18 protein-coding genes are annotated in these 19,901 nt (G+C 58.0%); 5 read left to right on the top strand and 13 right to left on the bottom strand.

The genetic code is table 11. From position 1 onward, the window contains the following. Window positions 1-138 precede the first annotated feature (138 nt). From BFC21_RS21980 to quiC, 6 genes are all read right to left on the bottom strand, one after another. Window positions 139-768 carry a heme acquisition protein HasA gene (locus tag BFC21_RS21980; protein WP_120266482.1) on the bottom strand — a complete coding sequence of 210 codons (630 nt, stop codon included), beginning with the start codon at window positions 766-768 and terminating at the stop codon, window positions 139-141. A gap of 102 nt (window positions 769-870) precedes the next feature. Further along, entirely contained in the window at window positions 871-3,645 is a 2,775-nt protein-coding gene (locus tag BFC21_RS21975) for a TonB-dependent receptor (RefSeq protein WP_120266481.1), read from the bottom strand. 219 nt (window positions 3,646-3,864) lie between these two features. Continuing rightward, a complete protein-coding gene (locus BFC21_RS21965) occupies window positions 3,865-4,863 on the bottom strand; it encodes a FecR family protein (protein ID WP_088378916.1) in 999 nt (332 codons plus the stop codon). An 89-nt stretch (window positions 4,864-4,952) separates the two neighbouring features. Beyond that, a complete protein-coding gene (locus BFC21_RS21960; RefSeq protein ID WP_086795829.1) occupies window positions 4,953-5,459 on the bottom strand; it encodes an RNA polymerase sigma factor in 507 nt (168 codons plus the stop codon). A 268-nt stretch (window positions 5,460-5,727) separates the two neighbouring features. Next, window positions 5,728-6,405 carry a TetR/AcrR family transcriptional regulator gene (locus tag BFC21_RS21955; protein WP_088379573.1) on the bottom strand — a complete coding sequence of 226 codons (678 nt, stop codon included), beginning with the start codon at window positions 6,403-6,405 and terminating at the stop codon, window positions 5,728-5,730. Window positions 6,406-6,472: 67 nt separating this feature from the next. Next, window positions 6,473-8,383, bottom strand: a complete 1,911-nt coding sequence (quiC, locus tag BFC21_RS21950; protein WP_088378915.1) for a 3-dehydroshikimate dehydratase QuiC — start codon at window positions 8,381-8,383, stop codon at window positions 6,473-6,475. 244 nt (window positions 8,384-8,627) lie between these two features. On the opposite strand from quiC, the gene BFC21_RS21945 reads away from it, so the two are divergent. Both BFC21_RS21945 and BFC21_RS21940 read left to right on the top strand, forming a co-directional pair. Further along, complete coding sequence (locus BFC21_RS21945) at window positions 8,628-9,956, top strand: MFS transporter (RefSeq protein ID WP_088378914.1); 1,329 nt, start codon at window positions 8,628-8,630, stop codon at window positions 9,954-9,956. Window positions 9,957-9,979: 23 nt separating this feature from the next. Next, window positions 9,980-10,864, top strand: coding sequence for a DMT family transporter (locus tag BFC21_RS21940; protein WP_095003814.1), 885 nt, complete (start codon window positions 9,980-9,982; stop codon window positions 10,862-10,864). Between the two features lie 114 nt (window positions 10,865-10,978). Here BFC21_RS21940 and pcaG read toward each other — a convergent pair whose 3' ends face one another. The 4 genes from pcaG to BFC21_RS21920 form a co-directional block, all read right to left on the bottom strand. Next, a complete protein-coding gene (gene pcaG, locus BFC21_RS21935) occupies window positions 10,979-11,584 on the bottom strand; it encodes a protocatechuate 3,4-dioxygenase subunit alpha (RefSeq protein WP_088378912.1) in 606 nt (201 codons plus the stop codon). Between the two features lie 10 nt (window positions 11,585-11,594). Next, a complete protein-coding gene (gene pcaH, locus BFC21_RS21930; protein ID WP_016779340.1) occupies window positions 11,595-12,314 on the bottom strand; it encodes a protocatechuate 3,4-dioxygenase subunit beta in 720 nt (239 codons plus the stop codon). Between the two features lie 98 nt (window positions 12,315-12,412). Continuing rightward, entirely contained in the window at window positions 12,413-13,342 is a 930-nt protein-coding gene (gene pcaQ / locus BFC21_RS21925) for a pca operon transcription factor PcaQ (protein WP_088378911.1), read from the bottom strand. A gap of 24 nt (window positions 13,343-13,366) precedes the next feature. Continuing rightward, the gene (locus tag BFC21_RS21920) at window positions 13,367-14,329 is read right to left on the bottom strand and encodes a YhcG family protein (RefSeq protein ID WP_095004035.1); all 963 of its coding nucleotides are present in this window, start codon (window positions 14,327-14,329) and stop codon (window positions 13,367-13,369) included. 299 nt (window positions 14,330-14,628) lie between these two features. Between BFC21_RS21920 and BFC21_RS21915 the strand changes: the two genes are divergently transcribed. Both BFC21_RS21915 and BFC21_RS21910 read left to right on the top strand, forming a co-directional pair. Next, window positions 14,629-15,522 carry a neutral zinc metallopeptidase gene (locus tag BFC21_RS21915; protein ID WP_095003816.1) on the top strand — a complete coding sequence of 298 codons (894 nt, stop codon included), beginning with the start codon at window positions 14,629-14,631 and terminating at the stop codon, window positions 15,520-15,522. Further along, window positions 15,523-16,509: an alpha/beta hydrolase gene (locus BFC21_RS21910; protein ID WP_120266480.1), complete on the top strand. Its 987-nt coding sequence runs from the start codon at window positions 15,523-15,525 to the stop codon at window positions 16,507-16,509. It begins immediately after the preceding gene. Window positions 16,510-16,657: 148 nt separating this feature from the next. On the opposite strand, the gene BFC21_RS21905 is transcribed toward BFC21_RS21910, so the two are convergent. From BFC21_RS21905 to BFC21_RS21895, 3 genes are all read right to left on the bottom strand, one after another. Continuing rightward, the gene (locus tag BFC21_RS21905; RefSeq protein WP_086795821.1) at window positions 16,658-17,248 is read right to left on the bottom strand and encodes an HAD family hydrolase; all 591 of its coding nucleotides are present in this window, start codon (window positions 17,246-17,248) and stop codon (window positions 16,658-16,660) included. Further along, a complete protein-coding gene (gene tesB / locus BFC21_RS21900) occupies window positions 17,245-18,114 on the bottom strand; it encodes an acyl-CoA thioesterase II (protein WP_088378909.1) in 870 nt (289 codons plus the stop codon). The genes BFC21_RS21905 and tesB overlap by 4 nt, the downstream gene beginning before the upstream one ends. Window positions 18,115-18,198: 84 nt before the next feature. Continuing rightward, complete coding sequence (locus BFC21_RS21895; protein ID WP_120266479.1) at window positions 18,199-18,768, bottom strand: GNAT family N-acetyltransferase; 570 nt, start codon at window positions 18,766-18,768, stop codon at window positions 18,199-18,201. Window positions 18,769-18,859: 91 nt separating this feature from the next. Here BFC21_RS21895 and BFC21_RS21890 point away from each other — a divergent pair, with 91 nt between their 5' ends. After that, window positions 18,860-19,780: a histone deacetylase gene (locus tag BFC21_RS21890; RefSeq protein WP_088378907.1), complete on the top strand. Its 921-nt coding sequence runs from the start codon at window positions 18,860-18,862 to the stop codon at window positions 19,778-19,780. Window positions 19,781-19,901: the final 121 nt, after the last annotated feature.

Raw genomic sequence — 19,901 nt, 5'->3', positions numbered from 1 at the left:
GAGGAAATGGGCCGAAAACCCTGTGGGAGCTGGCTTGCCTGCGATGCATAGGTCGCGGTCTGACTGCCAGACCGTGCCGATGCCATCGCGGGCAAGCCCGGCTCCCACAGGATTGGAGTTCACTGGGGTGAGCGGGAGTTACGCCGCCAGTGCCCAGTCCTGAGCCACATCCAGCACGCCCACCAGGCTGATATCAGCCGCCAGCGGTGCATCGGCGTGAGCCAGGCCAGCCGCAGCCAGCTGGTCGAAGGTCGAATCGGTGCTCAGGCCAAACCCGCTCAGCAAGTTGTTGAGCACGCCTTCCAGACCCGATACGTCGCCTTTCATCAGGCCGTAGATCACGTCCTGAACAGCGTTGCCCGCACGGCCGGCATCGCTGGCGGCAGACAGGTCGAGGCCGTTGAAGGAGGCGGTGTAGTCGCCCAGCGTGAAATCGCTGCCCTGACCGCCGCCCAGATAGTTACCCAACTGCACGTTATCCAGATTGCCCCACAAAAAGTGGTTCATGTTGTCGCCCGCGGACAGCTTAGGGTTGAACACATAATTCAAGCCATTATCGGTATCGCTCTCTGCCACGAAGGCGTAGGTCGAACCGTTAGCGCCCTGAGTTGCATATTGCTCGCCCGTCATTGCACGGCCACCTGTGTTGAAACCACCGGTATGGGCTGCACCATGATCCGCGGTGCGGAAGCCGGTCGACCACTCACTCAATACGTCTTTAACAGAAATATCGCCATACACTGAGTTGTAAGTTACCGAGATAGTCATATTTACTTTCTTCCATTGATAGATTTAGTGACAACTTGCACACGTCTGCGTGCTTTTGCTCAACACGAGCAAAATCTTTAACAACGACAGAATCGCTGTTTTTTAAAATTTGTATTCGAGCATTCCGCTCAATGTACGACCCCGAGCCAAACTCAAGTTATTGGCATCGCCCATGGCAACGAAATATGCCTCATCGGTGGCATTCTCCAGCACCAAGGTAAGATTGATATCGTTAGTGGGCCAATAACTGGCATACAGGTCATACACACTGTATTTGGGCCAAGTGGCTTGCTCGATACTGTAATAGTTATGGGCATTCATATCGGCACCGTTGCCGCGACTGTAGCGCAAGCGAATACCCGTATCCAACCGTCGCTCCAGGAAGCGCGCACCAACTGTCAAGGAGCCCCGGTCGGCGGGCATATGCGCAGCGCTGCCCATAATTCCGCCACAGGCGACATGATTATTTCTTTTATCATCATCCAGATATTCAGACTCTCTCACTCTTCTAAAGCCCATTGACCCATCAGGCTTTACATAGCGTTCCAAGTAATTTACAAACACTTTTCCGCCTTTTTTTGCATCACCCAGATAGTAGTCATTGGCACAAAAATCGTTAGCACCAATCATATGGGTATAACTCAAATTGGTATACATGCGGCCCATATCGTAATTGAGCTGATATTCAAGCCCCCTGAAGCGCGTATCATTCAAGTTATTAACGTATGCCAGATCACCAAAATTACCAATTGCAGACTCCGGCAAGCCAATACCGTACTGCATAAACGTAAAGTTTTTGATGCGATTGTCAAAGTAAGACACTTTCACGCCCAGCCGGTCATTATTAAAAAATAACGACTCTTTGAAGATATTGAAGCCCACTTCCCAGTCTCTGGACTCCTCGGCCTTCAGGTAGGGATTGGGGAATACCCGCTCTGGAGCATTACCGCCATGCGGCCGCCCTGTCATCAATACTTCAGTGACTGCTGGTGGTCGCCAGCCTTTGCCCCAGCGTGCATATAATTGAAGCCAGTCCACACCCGGCTTGATCGCAAGACCGAAGGTAGGTGAAAACTGGCCACTCTCTTCGTCCAGGTCATAGGTATCCTCGACACGCTTAGCCGGATCCAGATTAACCACCGGTACACCATTTTCATAACGAATGATTTCTTTACGGAAGATCGTCATTCCGGTCTTGCCTTCAAGATGATAACGGTCATAGCGCAAGCCACCATTGAGGGTCAGCCAGTCGTTGTAGTTGTACTCCAAATTACTGAACAGGCTGGCCATGGTGCGTTTGCCTGTAGGATTTGCGCCTTCAACATAAGGCGTGATTGTCTCACTCAGGGCCGCAACTTTATCGGTCTTGGGCTTGAAGTTGTCCTGATACATCTCCAGGCCATAATTCCAGGTCAAAAGACCGTAGGTATCGAAGTTGAAGCGTGACGTGTTCTCGCCTTGCAGCCCCCAAGTATCGGTACGGAAATAGTCCTTGTAAGGGTCGTAGTTGTTCCTTACTTCGCTCGTCTGGTGCCCGGCGTTGGAACGCACCAGTTCAGTGGTGACGTAATACAGCTTGGCCTTGAAATCGATCAGTTCGTTGTCGGGATTAAAGCTGTAGTCCAGCCCGAAGTTGGCGGTGCCCAGATTGTTCTTGCTGTGGCGGACGTAGTCATAGTCCGTCTCGTTGTTGATCGCGTAGGTCCATGAATCATTGCTGTCACTGTCGGTATTCAGATAGCTCAGTTGTACACGCTGATCATTGGGCAGGTTGAGGCCGAACTTGACCATCTGTGAGCGCGTCACGCTGCCTGCATCCCCCACTTCATTGTTCAGCCAGTTGTTCCAGGCTTCGCGGCGAGTTTTTTTGACGCGGATTTCATCCCCCAGGTTGTCAGCGTTTTGCCGGCCGCTACGGTAGTTGCCGAAGTGTCGTTCACTGTAGGCAAACAAGGCATCGCCAATGTCGTTTCCGATGGCGAACACTCCACCACCGTTGAAATAAGTACCGTTGCCCAATTCACCGATACCGCTACCTGCCCGGATACGTCCGCCGAACTCTTTGCCATCTTTCAAAAAATCACTGGCTTCGATGGTTTTAAAGGTGGCGATCCCCCCGAGTACTGCAGCACCGCCCATGCCCGACTGAGTACCTTTATCGATTTCAATACTTGAGATCATCTGCGGATCGATCAGCATCACGCCGTTGCGATGCTGGTGACCATTGACGCTGAAGTCCTGGCGCATGCCATCAACGTTCATGTTGACCCGGCCATAGTCCTGAAGACCCCGGATATTGACCGACAAGCCTGGGTCGCGTTGGTCTACTGCGGTGTAGACACCGGGGGTTTCCTCCAGCATGTCGGCTGTGTGACGCGGGGCGCGCTTGTTGATTTGCTCGCTGGTAATCACGGACACCCCTTCAGGCGTCTGGTACACCCAATCCGCCGTATTACCCTCACTGGCCGTCACCGAGGTAGTGCCCAGGGCCAGGGCGCCGTTGTGTTCGCCGCTGACGCGGGTCAGGGTGATCTGGCGTTCGCCGGTAAAGCGATACTCCACCGGGTTGTTGCCCAGCAAGCGCGCCAGGCCTTCCTGTACGCCAAGGTCACCGTTCAACGCTACGGAGTTCAGGCCGCGCAGCATCTGGCTGTCAAACAGCACTTGCAGGCCGGCCTGTTCGGCAAATATCAGTACGGCCTTGTCCAGCGGCTGGGCCGGGATGTGGAAGGCAATAAATTCTTGCTGAACGGCGCTGCTGATCTTATTTGCGGCCTGCACCGGCATTTGCGCCGCCAACAGGGCGACAATCCCGACATGAACTGCAAAGGCTAACCGACTTGCGGATTGCACCCCTTTGCGCTGACTACCCATCATTTTTATTTTCCCCAGGCTTACGAGCTGCTTTGCGAATGAATCTCAATAGCAAGACGTAAGATGGGGGAAAAGTCAGTAAAGGTTTTTGCGATTAATTTGCAAAAGCGCTGAAGGGCACTGTGGGAGCGGGCTTGCTCGCGATGGCAACACTGCGGCCTGCTTGACACACCGTGGCGCCTGCATCGCAGGCAAGCCAGCTCCCAGACGTTTTGTGGTGACTCAATACACCAGGCTGACACCCGCCAGTTCGACGCGCTGCACCTGCAGTTCCCGGGTGAGGGTGTGCAGGGCGCTGTCGAGCATTTCCAGGCGGAATACGCCACTGACCTGTCGACTGGCCAGGGCCGGGTTGGCCAGTACGATCTGGCCGGGGCGATAGCGGTTGAGCTGTTCGATCACATGGCCCAGTGGCTGGCGGTCAAACACCAGCACGCCACGGCGCCAGCTGGTGGCCGCGCTCAAATCAAAACCGGGCAGTTTTTCTACACCCTGCGCTGCGCTGTAGCGGGCGCTCTGCCCCTCCTCCAGGGTTTGCTGCGCCGCGCCTTGAGCCGGTGGCGCCTGCAGGCTGACCTCGACGCTGTGTTGCAGCACGCCGACCCAGGCCCGGTCGCGGCTTTCGCGGCCCACCACAAATTGCGTGCCCAACGCCCGGGTACGCCCGCCCGCGCTTTGCACCACAAAAGGTCGTGTTTCAGCTTCGCCCATCGGGGCGACATCAAACACCGCCGAACCTGCCAGCAGGCTGATGCGCCGCTCGCCGCTGTCGTAGTCGATGCTGATGGCACTGGAGGCATCCAACTGCACCGAACTGCCGTCATCGAGTTGAACCGTGCGGATTTCTCCTGCACCTGTGCGGTAGTCGGCCTGCATCTGTATCAGCAACGTCGGGCCGCTAAACCAGCCGACAGCCAGCACCAACGACAGCACTGCTGCACGCCCGGCCCAGCGCAACGGCCGTCGACGGCGGGTAACCGGCGCGGGCCGGGCTTCTGCTGGTCGCTGGCGATGGGCTACAGGCCGCGGCTCAAGTGCCAAATCCCCCAGCGCGGCCCAGGTCTGCTCGGCAAAGCGCAAGGCCTCGGGATGGCGCGTGTCGGCCGCCAGCCACTGCTCCAGTTGCGCCTGCGCCTCCTCGCTCAACGCACCCGCGTGCAGACGCACCGCCCACTCGGCGGCCGCTTCAGTAATGCTCTGCTGTTCGGGGCCTTGGCTCATCAGGTGTGAATCTCTATTTCTCGTTATATATAAGCAGTGACGTCTCGCCGGCTAAAACTCAGTAAGCCGTTCATCTACATAGTTGAAAGTTATTTCTCGGGCTCTTGTAGGCGCTGCATGACGTAAGCCAAGGCTTTCGACAGATGCTTTTGCACTGAGCTGTCGGAAATTTCAAGATGGCGCGCAACTTGAGCATGGGTCATGCCCTCGATGCGGTTGAGACGGAAGATTTCCTGGGTGCGTTCGGGCAACTCGGACAATGCCTGCTTTAGAGCCATGCGCTGTTGTTCAGCCATCGCCTGGGCCTCCAGCCCTGCCATTTCGTCTTCGATTTCAGCCAGGGCTTCGTGAGTGACCGAGTCGGTCTTGCGCCGGGTTTCCTGACGGATATGATCGACCAGCAAGTTGCCGGCAATGCGGTACAGATAACCGGGGGAGTTGTCGATTTGCTCCTTGCGGCCACGCTCGGCCATGCGCAGAAAACTTTCCTGTACCAGGTCCGCGGCCAGCTGTGGGTCTCGCACCTTGCGCGCCAGATACCCGCGCAGGGTACTGGCATGCTTGAGGAACAAGCCCTTGAGATCCGTATCCAACAAACCGACTCCCTGAGCATGAAGGAAAGGGGCCGCTATCTTACTTTTTGTCGAGAATGATTTTCAATTGGTATTAGCCAATACGTAGCGCAATTGGACAAATCAATGGGTGGTGCACCGACTGTGTAGCAGCTGCCGCAGGCTGCGTCCGGTTGCGCAGCAACCGCAAACCCCGGCAATCGAGTTGAAATGACACACCGCAGTATCTGATTTCACGACTGCTGCGCAGCCGAACGCAGCCTGCGGCAGCTGCTACAAGTGTGCGGGCTGGTCAGGCCTTCAAGTAACGCAACACGGCATCACACATCATGTCGCGCTGACGCTGCTTGACCTGCAGATCGGAAAAGTCGACCTGGAAGATTTCACCCAGGGTGTAGCGATTCGACACCCGGTAAAAACAGAACGAACTGACCAGCAAATGCACATCCAGCGGGTTGAGCCCGGCGCGAAACACCTGTTGTTCTACGCCACGCTGCAGGATGTTCTCAAGTGCCTGCACGATCGTATCGTTCATGGCCTTGATGCCTTCCGAACGCTTGATGTATTCGCCCTTGTGAATATTTTCGATGCTGACGATGCGCACAAAATCCGCGTTCATGTCGTGGTGATCGAAGGTGAACTCCACCAGCCGCCGAATCGCCTCCACCGGCTCAAGCTGATCCAGATTCAGGCAACTTTCGATGCTGCGGATTTCGCCGTAGAGCTTCTCCAGCACCTCGACGTAGAGCTGCTCCTTGCTGGTGAAGTAGTAATAGATCATGCGCTTGGAGGTTTTGGTGCGCTCGGCAATCGCATCCACCCGCGCCCCCGCCAGGCCTTGCTCGACGAACTCGACAATGGCTTCTTGCAGGATGTTTTCCCGCGTCTTCTCGGGGTTGTTCTTACGGCTTTTACGCGGTTCGACTGCCGGTGCCGTGGCGCCGGTGTCGACTTCTGGAGTCTTGGTCATTTAAGGCTCACGGCCAGGTTGAAGTGCTGGCGATTATGGGGCGCCCTGCCCCATGAAGGAAGTCGCCCTACAACTTTGCCTGACGCGCCGCGCCACTGCGCGACTTGGCCATCGCCGCCAACCGCACCGCAACGTTCGCTGCGCCGTAGCCGGCATAGCCGTTTTTGCGCTGCAGCAGCTCGAAGAAAAACCGCCCTTCAAAGGCTTCGGTGTACACATGAAACAGCTCGCCGCCTTGCGCATCGCGGTCATACAAGACATTGAAATAAGCCAGCTCGCTCAAGAACTCATCATCGAAGTCAAAGCGTGCGGCCAGATCGTCATAGTAGTTAAGCGGGATATCCAGCAGCGGGACGCCCGCCGCCTTGGCGCGGCTGACTTCAGCAAACAGGTCGTCGCATTCGAAGGCAATATGATGCACACCCGAACCGCGATAACTCGACAAGGCATGTGAGATGGCGGTGTTTCTGTTTTCGGAAATGTTCAGCGGCAAGCGAATCGAGCTACAACGGCTACGCAACGCGCGACTCTTCACCAGACCATAAGGGTCAGGCAGTACCACTTCGTCATCCGCTTCGAAATCCAGCAGGCTTTTATAGAACAGCACCCAGCTGTCGAGGCTGTCGGCGGGCAATGCCATCGCCATATGATCGATGCGTTTAAGCCCGCCACGGGCTGATGGGGCTGACGTGAGGTTGAAGTCAGATTCATACAACGGCTTGCCGGTAGCATCCTTGTCCACCAGGTAAATCAGGCTGCCATCGGGCGCACGCACTGCCGCCAGTTCCAGTTCATTGGGGCCGACCAGCCCCCGGTAAGGCTGACCCTTGTAGGCCACGGCACGGGCCAGCGCGCTGGCGCTGTCTTGCACCCGAATCGCGGTGGCACATAACGAAGGGCCGTGGGCCTCAAAAAAGTTATGGGCAAACGAATAAGGTTCGGCGTTGAGGATCAGGTTGATATCACCCTGACGCAACAAGCTCACATTTTTTGAGCGGTGCTGCCCGGCCTTGCTGAAGCCCAGGCGTTCAAGCCAGTGGGTCAGTTGCGCGCCCTGGCTTTCATCCACGGCAAATTCGAGAAACTCGATGCCGTCATACGGGCTGGCGGCAGGTGGCGCAAACAGCGGCTGCAGAGTCGCGGCCGGGGTATTTTGCAGGGCAAGCCGCTCGCGGGTCTTCTCTTCCAGATACAACAGTGAACGCAGGCCGTCAGCAGCATTGGCGCGCGGCGGCGCGGCGCGGAATCCGTCGTTGAAAATCTCCAGCGACAGCGGCCCGGTGTAGCCGCTTTGTATGATCGGTGCCAGGAAGCCCGGCAGATCGAACTCGCCCTGCCCCGGGAAACAGCGGAAATGACGGCTCCATTCCAGTACATCCATTGCCAGAATCGGCGCATCGGCCATCTGCACAAAGAAGATCTTGTCGCCGGGAATCTGCGCAATGGCGCTCGGGTCGCCCTTGAGTGACAGGGTGTGGAAACTGTCGAGCAACACCCCGAGGTTAGGGTGATCGATCTCGCGCACCAGGTCCCAGACCTGTTGCCAGGTGTTTACGTGACGGCCCCATGCCAGCGCTTCGTAGCCAATGCGCAGGTTGCGTGCCCCGGCGCGCTCGGCCAGCAGGCTCAGGTCGTCGAGCAGAATGTGCCGGTCACCCACCGAGTCCGCTGCGGCATTGCTGCACACCAGCACCAGGTCGGTGCCCAGCTCCTGCATTAGGTCAAACTTGCGTTCGGCGCGGTCCAGATTGCGGGCAAGGCGGTCGCGACGGCAACCTTCAAAATCACGAAACGGCTGGAACAGGCTGACTTCCAGCCCCAGATCGGTGCATATCTGCCGCACTTCACGGGGGCTGCCGTCGTAATACAGCAGGTCATTTTCAAAGATTTCGACCCCGTCAAAACCTGCCGCCGCAATGGCGTCGAGCTTCTCCGGCAGGGTGCCGCTCAAGGAAACCGTGGCGATCGAACGCTTCATTTATAACTCCCAGGATTGGCGCAGCCTGCAGGCGACGGCATTTCTTAATGGCTTGATTATTAAGGGCGCCCTATTATTGAGCAACCAATCTGTACCAACCGGTTAGTTTTGCGTGCGATTATCGAACAATATGGCCTATCTTGAATTGACGACTTTTTGTCCACTCGCCACCATCAAGCCCGTACTCCTTGCGTCACTTGTTGTGCAACACCACATAAAAATTCCAAGAAACGGGTAAACATCCATGGTCCCTTCTCCGACTGCACGCACCACTTCTGCCCACGCTCCAGGCGCAGGAATCGGTGACAAGATTCGCGGCACCCTGGCGACTGGCAAAACCCGTTGGGGCATGCTCGCACTGGTGTTCTTCGCTACCACCCTCAACTTTATCGACCGCGCCGCCCTGGGCGTGATGCAGCCGATCCTGGCCAAGGAAATGAGCTGGACGGCGATGGACTACGCCAACATCAACTTCTGGTTTCAGGTGGGCTACGCTATCGGCTTCGTGCTGCAAGGCCGCCTGATCGACCGGGTCGGGGTCAAGCGCGTGTTCTTCTGCGCCGTATTGCTCTGGAGCCTGGCCACCGGCGCGCACGGCCTGGCCACTTCGGCAGTGGGCTTTATGATCTGCCGCTTTATCCTCGGCATCACCGAAGCCGCCAATTACCCGGCCTGCGTAAAAACCACACGCCTGTGGTTCCCGGCCAGCGAGCGCGCCGTGGCCAGCGGCATCTTCAACGCCGGCACCAACGTGGGCGCCATGTTCACGCCGATGATGTTGCCTCTGGTACTGCATGTGTGGGGCTGGCAGGCGGCCTTTTTGTGCATGGCGGCACTGGGCGGTATCTGGCTGATCTTTTGGGGTTTGAAGTACTACAACCCGGAAGATCACCCGACCGTCACCAAGGCAGAACTGGACTACATCCAGCAAGAGAAAGAGCCTGAGCAAACCACCGTCTCGTTCGGCACCATCCTCAAGATGCGCGGCACCTGGGCCTTCGCTTTGTCCTACGCAATGACAGCACCGGTGTTCTGGTTCTATCTGTACTGGCTGCCGCCGTTCCTGAACCAGCAATACAATCTGGGCATCAGCGTGACGCAAATGGGTATCCCGCTGATCATCATCTACATCACCGCCGACTTTGGCAGCGTGGGCGGCGGGATCCTGTCTTCGGTACTGATCAAGCGCGGCATGGCGGCGGTCAAGGCGCGCCTGGTGTCGATGCTGTTGTGTGCCATCAGCATCATCGGCGTGGTCATGGCCGCTGGCTCCAGCCAGCTGTGGGTCGCCGTGGGCGCCATTGCCCTGGCCCTGGGTGCGCACCAGGCCTGGACGGCCAACGTATGGAGCATGGTGATGGACTACACGCCCAAGCACATGATGGGCACCGTGTTCGGCTTTGGCGGCATGTGCGCCGCAATCGGCGGGATGTTTATGACCCAATTTGTGGGCTATGTGCTGACCGTCACCAACAATAACTACACCTTGCTGTTCACCATGATTCCAGCGATGTACTTCATTGCGTTAGTGTGGATGTACTTCATGGCACCGCGAAAAATCCCACAGGTTTAACGCATAGAACAACGAGGTATTCGATGACATTACCCACACCCCTTTCAGGGGTGAACCAACCCTTGAAGGGCATCTTGCTGATAGTGACAGCCACAGCGCTGTTCTCCAGCCACGATGCGCTGTCCAAGTACCTCAGTGGTTTTTACCCGGTGGTGATGGTGGTGTGGGCACGTTACCTGGTGCATACCGTACTGATGGCGGGGATCTTTCTGCCACAGTCGGGTTTGCGTGTATTGCGCAGTAAACGGCCTTTGCTTCAGGTGTTGCGGGCTATCTGCCTGCTGGGCTCGGGGCTGTTTTTCACTTACGGCTTGCTGTTTATCCCGCTGGCTGAAAATACCGCGGTCAACTTTCTGGCACCGCTGCTGGTGGCAGCCTTGTCCGGGCCGTTGCTGGGCGAGACGGTGACGCGGGGGCAATGGCTGGCCGTGGTGTGCGGGTTTATCGGGGTGGTGATCATCATCCACCCGGGCGGCGAACTGTTTACGCCTGCGGTGTTATTACCGATGGCAGCGGCGCTGTGCTTTAGCTGTTATCAAATCCTCACGCGCAAACTCAGCGCCTACGACAGCCCCACCACCAGCAATTTTTTTGCCGGGTTGTTCAACGTATTGGTGATGAGCGCGCTGGTGCCGTTTTTCTGGCAAACGCCAACCCTGACCCACGGCCTGCAAATGCTGGCATTGGGCAGCCTGGGCATGACCGCACACTTGCTGTTGACCCAGTCATTTCGCGTGGCGGCACCGGCATTGCTGGCGCCGTTCAGCTACTGCCAGATCGTGTTCTCGGGGATATTGGGCTGGTTGCTTTTTGACCACACACCGGACCTGGCCAGTCGTGTCGGTATTGCGATCATCTGTGCCAGCGGGTTGGCGGCGGCGTGGCAGCAAAGACGCGGGCGGGGCTGAGCCACCAACAAACTGTGGGAGCGGGCTTGCTCGCGATCGCCTCACCTCGCAATACCTAACAGACCGAGATGGCTCAATCGCGAGCAAGCCCGCTCCCACTAGAGCTGGGTGTTCTTAAAAGTCGAAAAACACCGTCTCGCCTTCGCCCTGAATGCGGATATCAAACCGGTAGGCCGTTTTGCCATCGACCTCACAGCGCTGGGCGATCAGGGTTTCGCGCCGTTGCGGTTGCTCGATCAGGTTGAGCACCGGGCATTTTGCATTCGCTTCAGGTTCATCGCTAAAGTACAGCCGCGTTTGCAAATGGATGTTGATACCCCGGGCAAACAGCGCCACGTTGATATGCGGTGCCATCGGCACGCCAGCTGCGTTGTGGACCACGCCCGGCTTGATGGTGTTCAGCGTCCACTCCCCCGCATCGAAGGTGGTCGCTGTGCGGCCAAAGCTGTTGAAGGGTTTTTCTGAGTCGAAATGTTCGTCATAGACCCCTTTATGGTCGGCTTGCCACAGTTCCAGAAACGAGTCGCGCACCAGGTGGCCATTACCGTCGTAGACGTTGCCAAACAGCACAATATGCTCGCCCGCAGCATCGGGCTTGGCCATTTCGCTCCAGACTTCTTCCGGGCGCGACGGGTTGCCGGCCGCAGCCAGCGCCAGGCCGATATGCACATAGGGGCCGGCCGTTTGCGATGGGGTTTCCGGTAGCAGTTCGATAGGCATGACGGGCTCCTCAGCAGTTTTCGAAGTGGGTCTGACGCTGACCGCGCAGCACAATGTCAAAACGATAAGCCAGACAATCCATCGGATTGGCCGCACCCATGTCCAACCGGGCAATCAGGCTCTGCACGGCATCGGCGTTGGTAATCGATTTGACGATCGGGCACATGGGGATCATCGGATCACCCTCGAAGTACAGCTGGGTAATCAGGCGAGTGGCAATCGAGGGGCCACTGATGGAGACGTGGATATGCGCCGGGCGCCAGTCATTAGGCCCGTTGCGCCAAGGATAAGGCCCAGGTTTGACGGTGCGAAAGCTGTAATAACCTTCACTGTCAGTCAGGGTTCGACCCACGCCGCCGAAGTTTGGGTCCAGCGGCGCCAGATAGCGGTCGTTCTTGTGACGATAGCGGCCGCCTGCGTTGGCCTGCCAGATTTCCACCAAAGTATGAGGAATCGGCTTGCCGTATTGATCGCGTACGCGACCTGCCAGGATGATCCGCTCACCTATCGGCAAACCGCCATTGTTGAAATTAAGCAGCAGGTCGTTGTCGAACTTGCCGAATTTCAAGTGGGAAAAGTCAGGCCCGCTGGTTTCGCTGACCGATTGCGGAATACTCACCAGCGCCTGGCGCGGGGAGCGGGCAATGGAGGTCTTGTAGTCGGGGGTCAGGGCTTTGGGGTGCCAGTTGCGGTCACGGATGATAAAGCGCCGGCTGTCTGCATCAGACATGTCGATCTCCTGTTGTTTTTATAAAGGCTGAGAGCCAGTTTTAACCAACAGGGGCGCAACGACTACTGAAAAGCCCAACCCAATACATAACCAAATGGTTATGGATAAATACCTTCGCCGTAAGCCTGGCCCAATTCACGTAACACCTCGACACAGCCCTGGGCCGCCACAGACATGGGCACATGGGCGTTGCTGCAAATACCGATCGAACCGCCCGGCTCACGCTGGCCCAGGTCGATCTCTTGCAGCTCGCCACTGGCCAGGTCCAGGCGCACGGCATCCAGCGGGGCGATCCACACCGCATCGTTGCGCAGCACATAACGTCGGCTGAGGGTAATGGACAGGGTTTCCAGGCGCTGGCGGGACTGGCTGATGCCGCACTGCACAAACAGGCTGTCGGCGAAGGCGCGAATGGTGGTGTTGGCCAACGGCACAACCAGCGGGTAGTGCTCCAGCTGGCTGCGGTCCAGTGCCCCCCGGGTCAGGGGGTGATTTGCGCGCACCACCAGGGTCATGGATTCGCTGTAGAGGTGTTCAAAATTCATACCCTGAATTTCCGGGCTGTCGGTCATGCGCCCCACTACCAAATCCACATCACCTACACGCAACTGCGATAACAGATAGGCGCTAGGCCCGGTCACCACGCTCACCACCAACGACGAATGCCGGGCGTGCAGGCGCTGCACCAACTCGGGTATCAGCAGGCTTTCGACCGTGGACAACACCCCCAGCCGCACTGTGCCGCCCACGTATTCGCCGCCGCGCAGGGCATTCACGCCCTCGCGCAAGGCCTGCACCGAAGGCGTTGCATAACGCAGAAACGCCACCCCGGCCTCGGTCAGGGTGACCCCGCTTTTACTGCGCACAAACAGGCTGACCGTCAACAGCGCCTCAAGCTCCTTGAGGGTTTTCGACATCGCCGGCTGGCTGACCGCCAGCACATCTGCCGCCCGCGCCAGACTGCCCTGGCGCGCCATCTCCAGAAAGCACACGAGGTGACGGTACTTGATACGGGTATCGATATTCACAGGGCTAACAACTCCGGGGCGGGGTCACGCATCATCAACGGGAACGTTCTGCAGATAAAACTCGTGCAGCTTGGCTTGCAATAACTTCTTGTCCGGCAGCCTGGTCTGATACTCAGCGATCAAAGCGGGAGACAGCGAGCGGTTAAGCGCGTATTCAACCACTTCATCGTCTTTGCTGGCACACAGTAAAACACCGATCGCCGGGTTTTCGTGAGCCTTGCGGTGGCCCTGATCCAGGGCTTCGAGGTAGAAGTTGAGCTTGCCCAAGTGTTCGGGTTCGAAGCGACCCACTTTTAACTCAATGGCTACCAGGCAGTTCAAGCCACGATGAAACAGAAGCAGATCTATAGAAAAATCCCTGGCGCCTACCTGCAACGGGAACTCTGAGCCTACGAAGCAAAAATCATGACCCAACTCGGTCAAAAACTCCTTTAGCCGCCCGAGCAATCCTTGATGCAGCCCCGACTCACTGTGACCTTTGGAGAGCTGCAAGAACTCAATGTAATAAGCGTCTTTGAATACGTCCGCCACGCCTGCAACACGTTCCTGCAATGCGGGTGAAAGTCTGGCCGGACGAATGACCATCCGCTCAAACAATGCGCTCTCCAATTGACGATTCAACTCGCGACTCGACCACTTTTGAGCAATCGCGTTACGCATGTAAAACTCTCGTTCCGCCAGTGATCTACATTGGCTCAAGAGCATCAGATGATGAGTCCAGGGCATTTGTGTCAGCAGCGCTGACACTAAGTTTTCATCCTCTTTATACGTTTCATAAAACTGGCGCATGCGGAACAGGTTTCGACGAGTGAACCCTCGTAGCCCCGGCTGGGTGGTGGCAATGTGATTGGCCAGCTGCTCGACTACAGCATCTCCCCATTCAGCCCGCTCCAGCTTGTGACTGATAAAAGCACCCACATGCCAGTAGAGCCCGATCAACTGCGTGTTCACAGCAAGAGCTGCATTTTGTTGGGCTCTCTTGATCATTTGCACCACCGGATCAAACCCGGCGGCGAGAGGCTGCTCTGCTGTAGTTGATGAGTTTGTGCTCACTGCGACCTCGATAAAACATGAGAAGTTGAGGTGCACAGACTACGACCCACCTCCTGCGCCGTCAGTCAGCCCCAGCCCACAAAAAGCCGATATGTGCTGTAGCCTTCATACGTAAATCTTGCCTCTCAGTGCCATACTCCAACCCCTCGCCTAATAAGCATCTGACAGCCGGGCTGGCGTAGCCTCGACTCAGCAACAACACTTTTGACCATGACTTATCAGAGGATTACCCCATGCTTTGGAAAAAAGGCCGACGTAGCGATAACGTCGAAGACGTCCGCGATCAAAGCACTGGCGGTGGCGGCGGAATGCGGATTGGCGGCGGCAAGGGCCTGAGCCTGATGGCTGTGGTGCTGATTGTCGGCTTCGGCTTGTTAACCGGGCAGGACCCGATGCAGATTCTCGGCCAGTTAAGCGGCGAGTTCACCGGCCAATCCTCGCCCCAGGTCACTCAGCAAGCCGGGCGCGCACCCGCTGCCAATGATGAGCAAGCTGATTTTGTGCGCGCAGTGCTGGGCGATACGGAAGACACCTGGCGTCAGATTTTTCAACAAGCCGGGCGCACCTATAAGGATCCGACCCTGGTGTTGTTTCGCGGCCAGATCAATTCGGCCTGCGGCTTTGCATCGTCGGCCAGCGGACCGTTTTATTGCCCGGCCGACCAGAAGGTTTATCTGGATATGAGCTTCTTCCAGGAAATGGCCCAGCGCTTCAAGGCCGGGGGGGATTTTGCCCAGGCCTATGTGATTGCCCACGAAGTTGGCCATCATGTGCAGACCCTGCTGGGTATCTCGTCGAAAATGCAGATGGCCCGTCAGCAAGGCCAACGCATGGAAGGCGCCGGCGGTTTGCTGGTGCGTCAGGAGTTGCAAGCTGACTGCCTGGCCGGAGTGTGGGCCTACCATGCACAAAAACGTTTGAACTGGCTGGAACCGGGTGATATCGACAAGGCGCTGGCCGCCGCCAACGCCATTGGCGATGATCGCTTGCAGCAACAGAGTCAGGGCCGCGTGGTGCCGGACTCCTTTACCCACGGCACTTCTGCGCAACGGGTCAAGTGGTTCAAGACCGGCTTTGCCCAGGGCAATATCAATCAGTGCGACACCTTCTCGGCAGCGAAACTGTAAATGGCGACACGTCCACTTGCGCCGATCCTGGGCCTGTTGCTGACGTGCTCGGCCGCTCAAGCAGCCGGGCACGGGGTTAAAGAACTGAGCCCCGATCATCTGACCATCGGCCCCGGTGAGTTGAGTGTCGGGGTCAGTCAGCAATGGCAACAACCACTGCCGCAGGTGCAGCGCGCATTGATTGTGATTCATGGCCGCCTGCGCAATGCCCAGACCTATCTGCACAGCGCCGAGCAGGCTGCGATCCAGGCCGGGCAGTTATCCACAACCCTGATCGTCGCGCCACAGTTTCTCAATGACACGGATGGCTCGCGCCACGCCCTGCCCGACGCCGTATTGCGCTGGCACGCCAATGACTGGATGGCGGGTGCTCCGGCGCTGAGCCCGGCGCCGCTAAGTTCCTACGCAGCACTGGATAAAATCCTTGAGCGACTCGATGACCGCAAGCGCTTCCCGGCCTTGCGCGAGGTGGTGATTGCCGGGCACTCCGGGGGCGCCCAGGTGGTGCAGCGCTATGCCCTCACCACTCAAGCCGACAAGGCCTTGCAGGCAGACGGGATCAAGGTGCGCTATGTGATCGCCAACCCTTCGTCTTATGCCTACTTCAATGCACAGCGGCCGATTCCGACATTTGATGCAGCGAACTGCCCGGGCTTCAACACCTGGAAATACGGGCTTAAGGAGCTACCTGCCTACGCTGAAGGGCAAAAGCATCGACAGTTGGAGCAGGCGTATGTCGAGCGTGACATCACTTATCTGTTAGGTGCCAAGGACATCGACCCCAATCACCCGGCGCTGGATAAAAGTTGTGAGGCCGAGGCACAGGGGGCGTTCAGGCTGGAACGGGGCAAGAACTACTTTGAGTATTTGACCCAGCGCCATCCGCAGGGGCTTAACCAGCGACTGGTTGAGGTGCCCGGGATCGGGCACAACGGCGAGCAGATGTTTACTTCGCCTGAGGGGCAGAAGGCGCTGTTTGGCGAGTAAGAGCACCCTGTGTAGCAGCTGCCGAAGGAACGAGGCTGCGTTCGATTGCAAAGCGATCGTGAAGTTTGAGTGCACGGTTTAACTGACTCACCGCGCGGCCTGGATTTACGACGGCTTCGTTCCTTCGGCAGCTGCTACACGTGTTTCGTTAACCGAGCAACTGCCGCAGCTCGTAGCAGTCTTTGGCGTGCCAGTCGGTCAGCTCCGGCCACGGGTTTTCAGGTACGTTGACCAGTACGGTCTGGCTGCCGGCGGCGCGGCCACAGGCCAGGTCAAAGTAGTAGTCCCCCACCATCACCATCTTCGCCGCCGCCACGTCCCAGGCCCGAGCCAGTTGCAGCAGGCCGTCCGGGTCGGGCTTGTGCGCCGCGTTGTCACGGCCCAGTACATCCTCGGGGGCAAAGCACTCGCCCAGGCCGATGGCCTTGAGGGTGATATGCGCCAGTTCCTGGGCATTGCGGGTCAGGATGCCCAGGCGACAGCCTCGTGCCGCCAGGTCGCGCACCAGCTCAACGGCACCCGGCGCGGCCGTGGAGGCCTGCGCCAGTTCGCGTTCATGCTCCAGCAGCCAGGCATGCTTGGCCGCCGCCACCTCGGCAGGCAAGCCATTGAGGTGGGTGAGGATGTCGGCATCTGCCGGGATTTCCAGCTCACGGCGGATCAGGGCAAAGTCATGCACGGCGACGGTGAGGGTGCCGTCCATGTCGAAAACCCAATGCTTGACGTCCTTGAGTGTCATGCCCAGTCCTTGCGGTGGCGAATCAAACCTTCCTGCGTGACGGACGCAACCAGCTGGCCAGCACGGTTGTACACGCTGCCCCGGGAGAACCCGCGCGAGTTGCCTGCCCACGGGCTGTCCATCGCATAGAGCAGCCAGTCATCGGCACGCAGGTCGGCATGGAACCACAGTGCATGGTCCAGGCTGGCGACCTGCATGTCCTTTTGCCATACGCCTTTGCCGTGGGGCAGCAACGAGGTGGTCAGCAAGCCAAAGTCCGAGGCATAGGCCAGCAGGTATTTATGCAGCGCCGGGGTGTCAGGCAAGCTGCCATCGGCACGAAACCACACATATTTGATCGGGTCAGTGACCTTGGGGTTGAACGGGTCTTCGCCTATTACCGGACGAAACTCGATGGGCTTGGCGCAGAGCAGTTTTTCCCGCATCGACTCGGGGATCAGGTGCGCACGCTGGCGGATCATGTCCAGTTCCGAAGGCAGATTCTCAGGGCCTACAACGTCAGGCATGGTCGTCTGATGTTCAAAACCGCCTTCGTCGTACTGAAACGAAGCGCTGCTGGTAAAAATCGGCTGACCCTTCTGGATTGCGGTTACCCGCCGCGTGCTGAAGCTACCGCCGTCCCGCACGCGGTCGACCTGGTACACCACCGGCAAGCTGGCATCGCCCGGGCGCAAAAAATAGCCGTGCATGGAATGCACATGGCGGGCGTCTTCTACCGTCTGGCTCATGGCCGACAGCGATTGACCGAGCACCTGACCGCCGAATAACTGGCGAAAGCCCAAGTCCTGACTGCTGCCGCGAAAGAGGTTCTCTTCGATCGGTTCCAGGGTCAGCAAATTGACCAGATCATCCAACACTTGGCTCATTCAGATTCTCCTCACACAGAGCATTACCGTCGTAATCTTCGTTACGCAGGTCAAAATTTTTGGCTTGCGCCGTTAAACACACGCCTAGCCGTGCAGGGTTTCCAGCCACTGTGCCCGCGTAATGCGGTACAGCACATGGGGCCTGAGCGGGTCATCCACGCCCAGTAAGGGATGGTCAAAATCACCGTCCACATCGTGCTGCATGCCAATGGCCTGCATGACTTTCTGCGAGGGCAGGTTCAGTCGGCTGGTAAACGACACCACCTGATCCAGCGCCAGGCGATCAAAGGCACAACGCAGCGCTGCCCAGGCCGCCTCACTGGCGTACCCCAGGCCCCAATGCTCAGGCGCGAGGCGCCAGGCAATTTCAACGGCCGGGGTAAACGGCGCCTCGAACGTGACATTCATCAGCCCGGTAAAACCGATAAAGGCACCGGTATCCTTGCGCTCCAGTGCCCACACCCCGTAGCCATATTCGGCAAAGTGACCACGAATCCGGCCAATTAGCGCGGCGCTTTCGAGGCGGCTCAGGGGCGCGGGAAAATAGCGCATCACCTGGGGGTCGGCGCACATGGCAGCGAACTCGGGCAAGTCTGTGTCACGCCAGGGGCGCAAGTGCAAACGGGCACTTTCGAGTTCTTTGATCTGCTCCATCGGTTCTCTCCGATTTGTTACCGGGCTTTGCGTATGTCAGCAGTGTACAGCGCTGTTAATATCCAGCGCTCGTTACGACGCGAAAATCCCTATGCCTGTACCGCTGATTTACCACGATGACTACAGCCCAGAGTTCCCGGCGGATCACCGATTTCCGATGGACAAGTTCCGGCTGCTGCGTGACCACCTGGTCGAGTCCGGGCTGACCCAGGATGCCCGGTTGCTGCGCCCCGAGCTGTGCCCTGTGGATATCCTCGCGCTGGCCCATGACCCGGCCTATATCGAACGCTACATGGCCGGCGAACTGGCCCGCGAAGATCAGCGCCGGCTGGGCCTGCCCTGGAGCGAGGCGCTGGCACGGCGCACCGTGCGGGCCGTAGGCGGCTCGCTGCTGGCCGCCGAGCAGGCGCTGGAACACGGCCTGGCCTGCCATCTCGCGGGCGGCACCCACCACGCGCACTACGATCACCCCGCAGGGTTTTGTATCTTCAACGATCTGGCGATCATCAGCCGCTATATGCTGGAAAGCGGCCGGGTAAACCGCGTGCTGATTTTTGACTGCGATGTGCATCAGGGCGACGGTACTGCACGAATTCTTGAACATACGCCGGATGCCATTACCGTTTCCCTGCACTGCGAAAAGAATTTTCCGGCGCGCAAGGCGCAAAGTGACTGGGATATCGGCCTGCCTATGGGTATGGGCGATGGCGAATATTTGCAAGTGGTGGACGAGGCGCTCAATTACCTGCTGCCGTTGTATCAACCAGATCTGGTGCTGTACGACGCCGGGGTCGATGTGCACAAAGACGATGCGCTGGGTTATTTGAAGCTCACCGACGCAGGCGTGGCCGCCCGTGACGAGAGCGTGATGCGCCACTGCCTGGGCCGCGACATACCGGTGGTCGGAGTGATTGGCGGCGGTTACAGCAAGGACCGCAAGGCCCTGGCGCGTCGCCACGGGATATTGCATCACAGTGCACAGAAGGTCTGGCTGTCATCGGGGTGTCACTAAGCTGTGATTTTTACCCACAATGCCTGTGGAACTGCCTGTGGATAACCTGAGTGAAAGCGCCTGCAGGCCACAGGTAGTATAGCTCTCAGAGGGCTGTATACTTTTCGTACAGTTATGAAAG

Origin of the sequence: Pseudomonas sp. TMW 2.1634 (genome assembly GCF_001703595.1) — a bacterium.
GTDB lineage: Bacteria > Pseudomonadota > Gammaproteobacteria > Pseudomonadales > Pseudomonadaceae > Aquipseudomonas > Aquipseudomonas fragi.
This window is presented reverse-complemented; position numbering and strand designations above follow the sequence as displayed.

Coding starts and splice junctions, on each gene's coding strand:
- BFC21_RS21980 (WP_120266482.1), bottom strand. CDS start 768: ATGACTATCTCGGTAACTTACAACTCAGTGTATGGCGATATTTCTGTT.
- BFC21_RS21975 (WP_120266481.1), bottom strand. CDS start 3,645: ATGATGGGTAGTCAGCGCAAAGGGGTGCAATCCGCAAGTCGGTTAGCC.
- BFC21_RS21965 (WP_088378916.1), bottom strand. CDS start 4,863: ATGAGCCAAGGCCCCGAACAGCAGAGCATTACTGAAGCGGCCGCCGAG.
- BFC21_RS21955 (WP_088379573.1), bottom strand. CDS start 6,405: ATGACCAAGACTCCAGAAGTCGACACCGGCGCCACGGCACCGGCAGTC.
- quiC (WP_088378915.1), bottom strand. CDS start 8,383: ATGAAGCGTTCGATCGCCACGGTTTCCTTGAGCGGCACCCTGCCGGAG.
- BFC21_RS21945 (WP_088378914.1), top strand. CDS start 8,628: ATGGTCCCTTCTCCGACTGCACGCACCACTTCTGCCCACGCTCCAGGC.
- BFC21_RS21940 (WP_095003814.1), top strand. CDS start 9,980: ATGACATTACCCACACCCCTTTCAGGGGTGAACCAACCCTTGAAGGGC.
- pcaG (WP_088378912.1), bottom strand. CDS start 11,584: ATGCCTATCGAACTGCTACCGGAAACCCCATCGCAAACGGCCGGCCCC.
- pcaH (WP_016779340.1), bottom strand. CDS start 12,314: ATGTCTGATGCAGACAGCCGGCGCTTTATCATCCGTGACCGCAACTGG.
- BFC21_RS21920 (WP_095004035.1), bottom strand. CDS start 14,329: ATGATCAAGAGAGCCCAACAAAATGCAGCTCTTGCTGTGAACACGCAG.
- BFC21_RS21915 (WP_095003816.1), top strand. CDS start 14,629: ATGCTTTGGAAAAAAGGCCGACGTAGCGATAACGTCGAAGACGTCCGC.
- BFC21_RS21910 (WP_120266480.1), top strand. CDS start 15,523: ATGGCGACACGTCCACTTGCGCCGATCCTGGGCCTGTTGCTGACGTGC.
- BFC21_RS21905 (WP_086795821.1), bottom strand. CDS start 17,248: ATGACACTCAAGGACGTCAAGCATTGGGTTTTCGACATGGACGGCACC.
- tesB (WP_088378909.1), bottom strand. CDS start 18,114: ATGAGCCAAGTGTTGGATGATCTGGTCAATTTGCTGACCCTGGAACCG.
- BFC21_RS21895 (WP_120266479.1), bottom strand. CDS start 18,768: ATGGAGCAGATCAAAGAACTCGAAAGTGCCCGTTTGCACTTGCGCCCC.
- BFC21_RS21890 (WP_088378907.1), top strand. CDS start 18,860: ATGCCTGTACCGCTGATTTACCACGATGACTACAGCCCAGAGTTCCCG.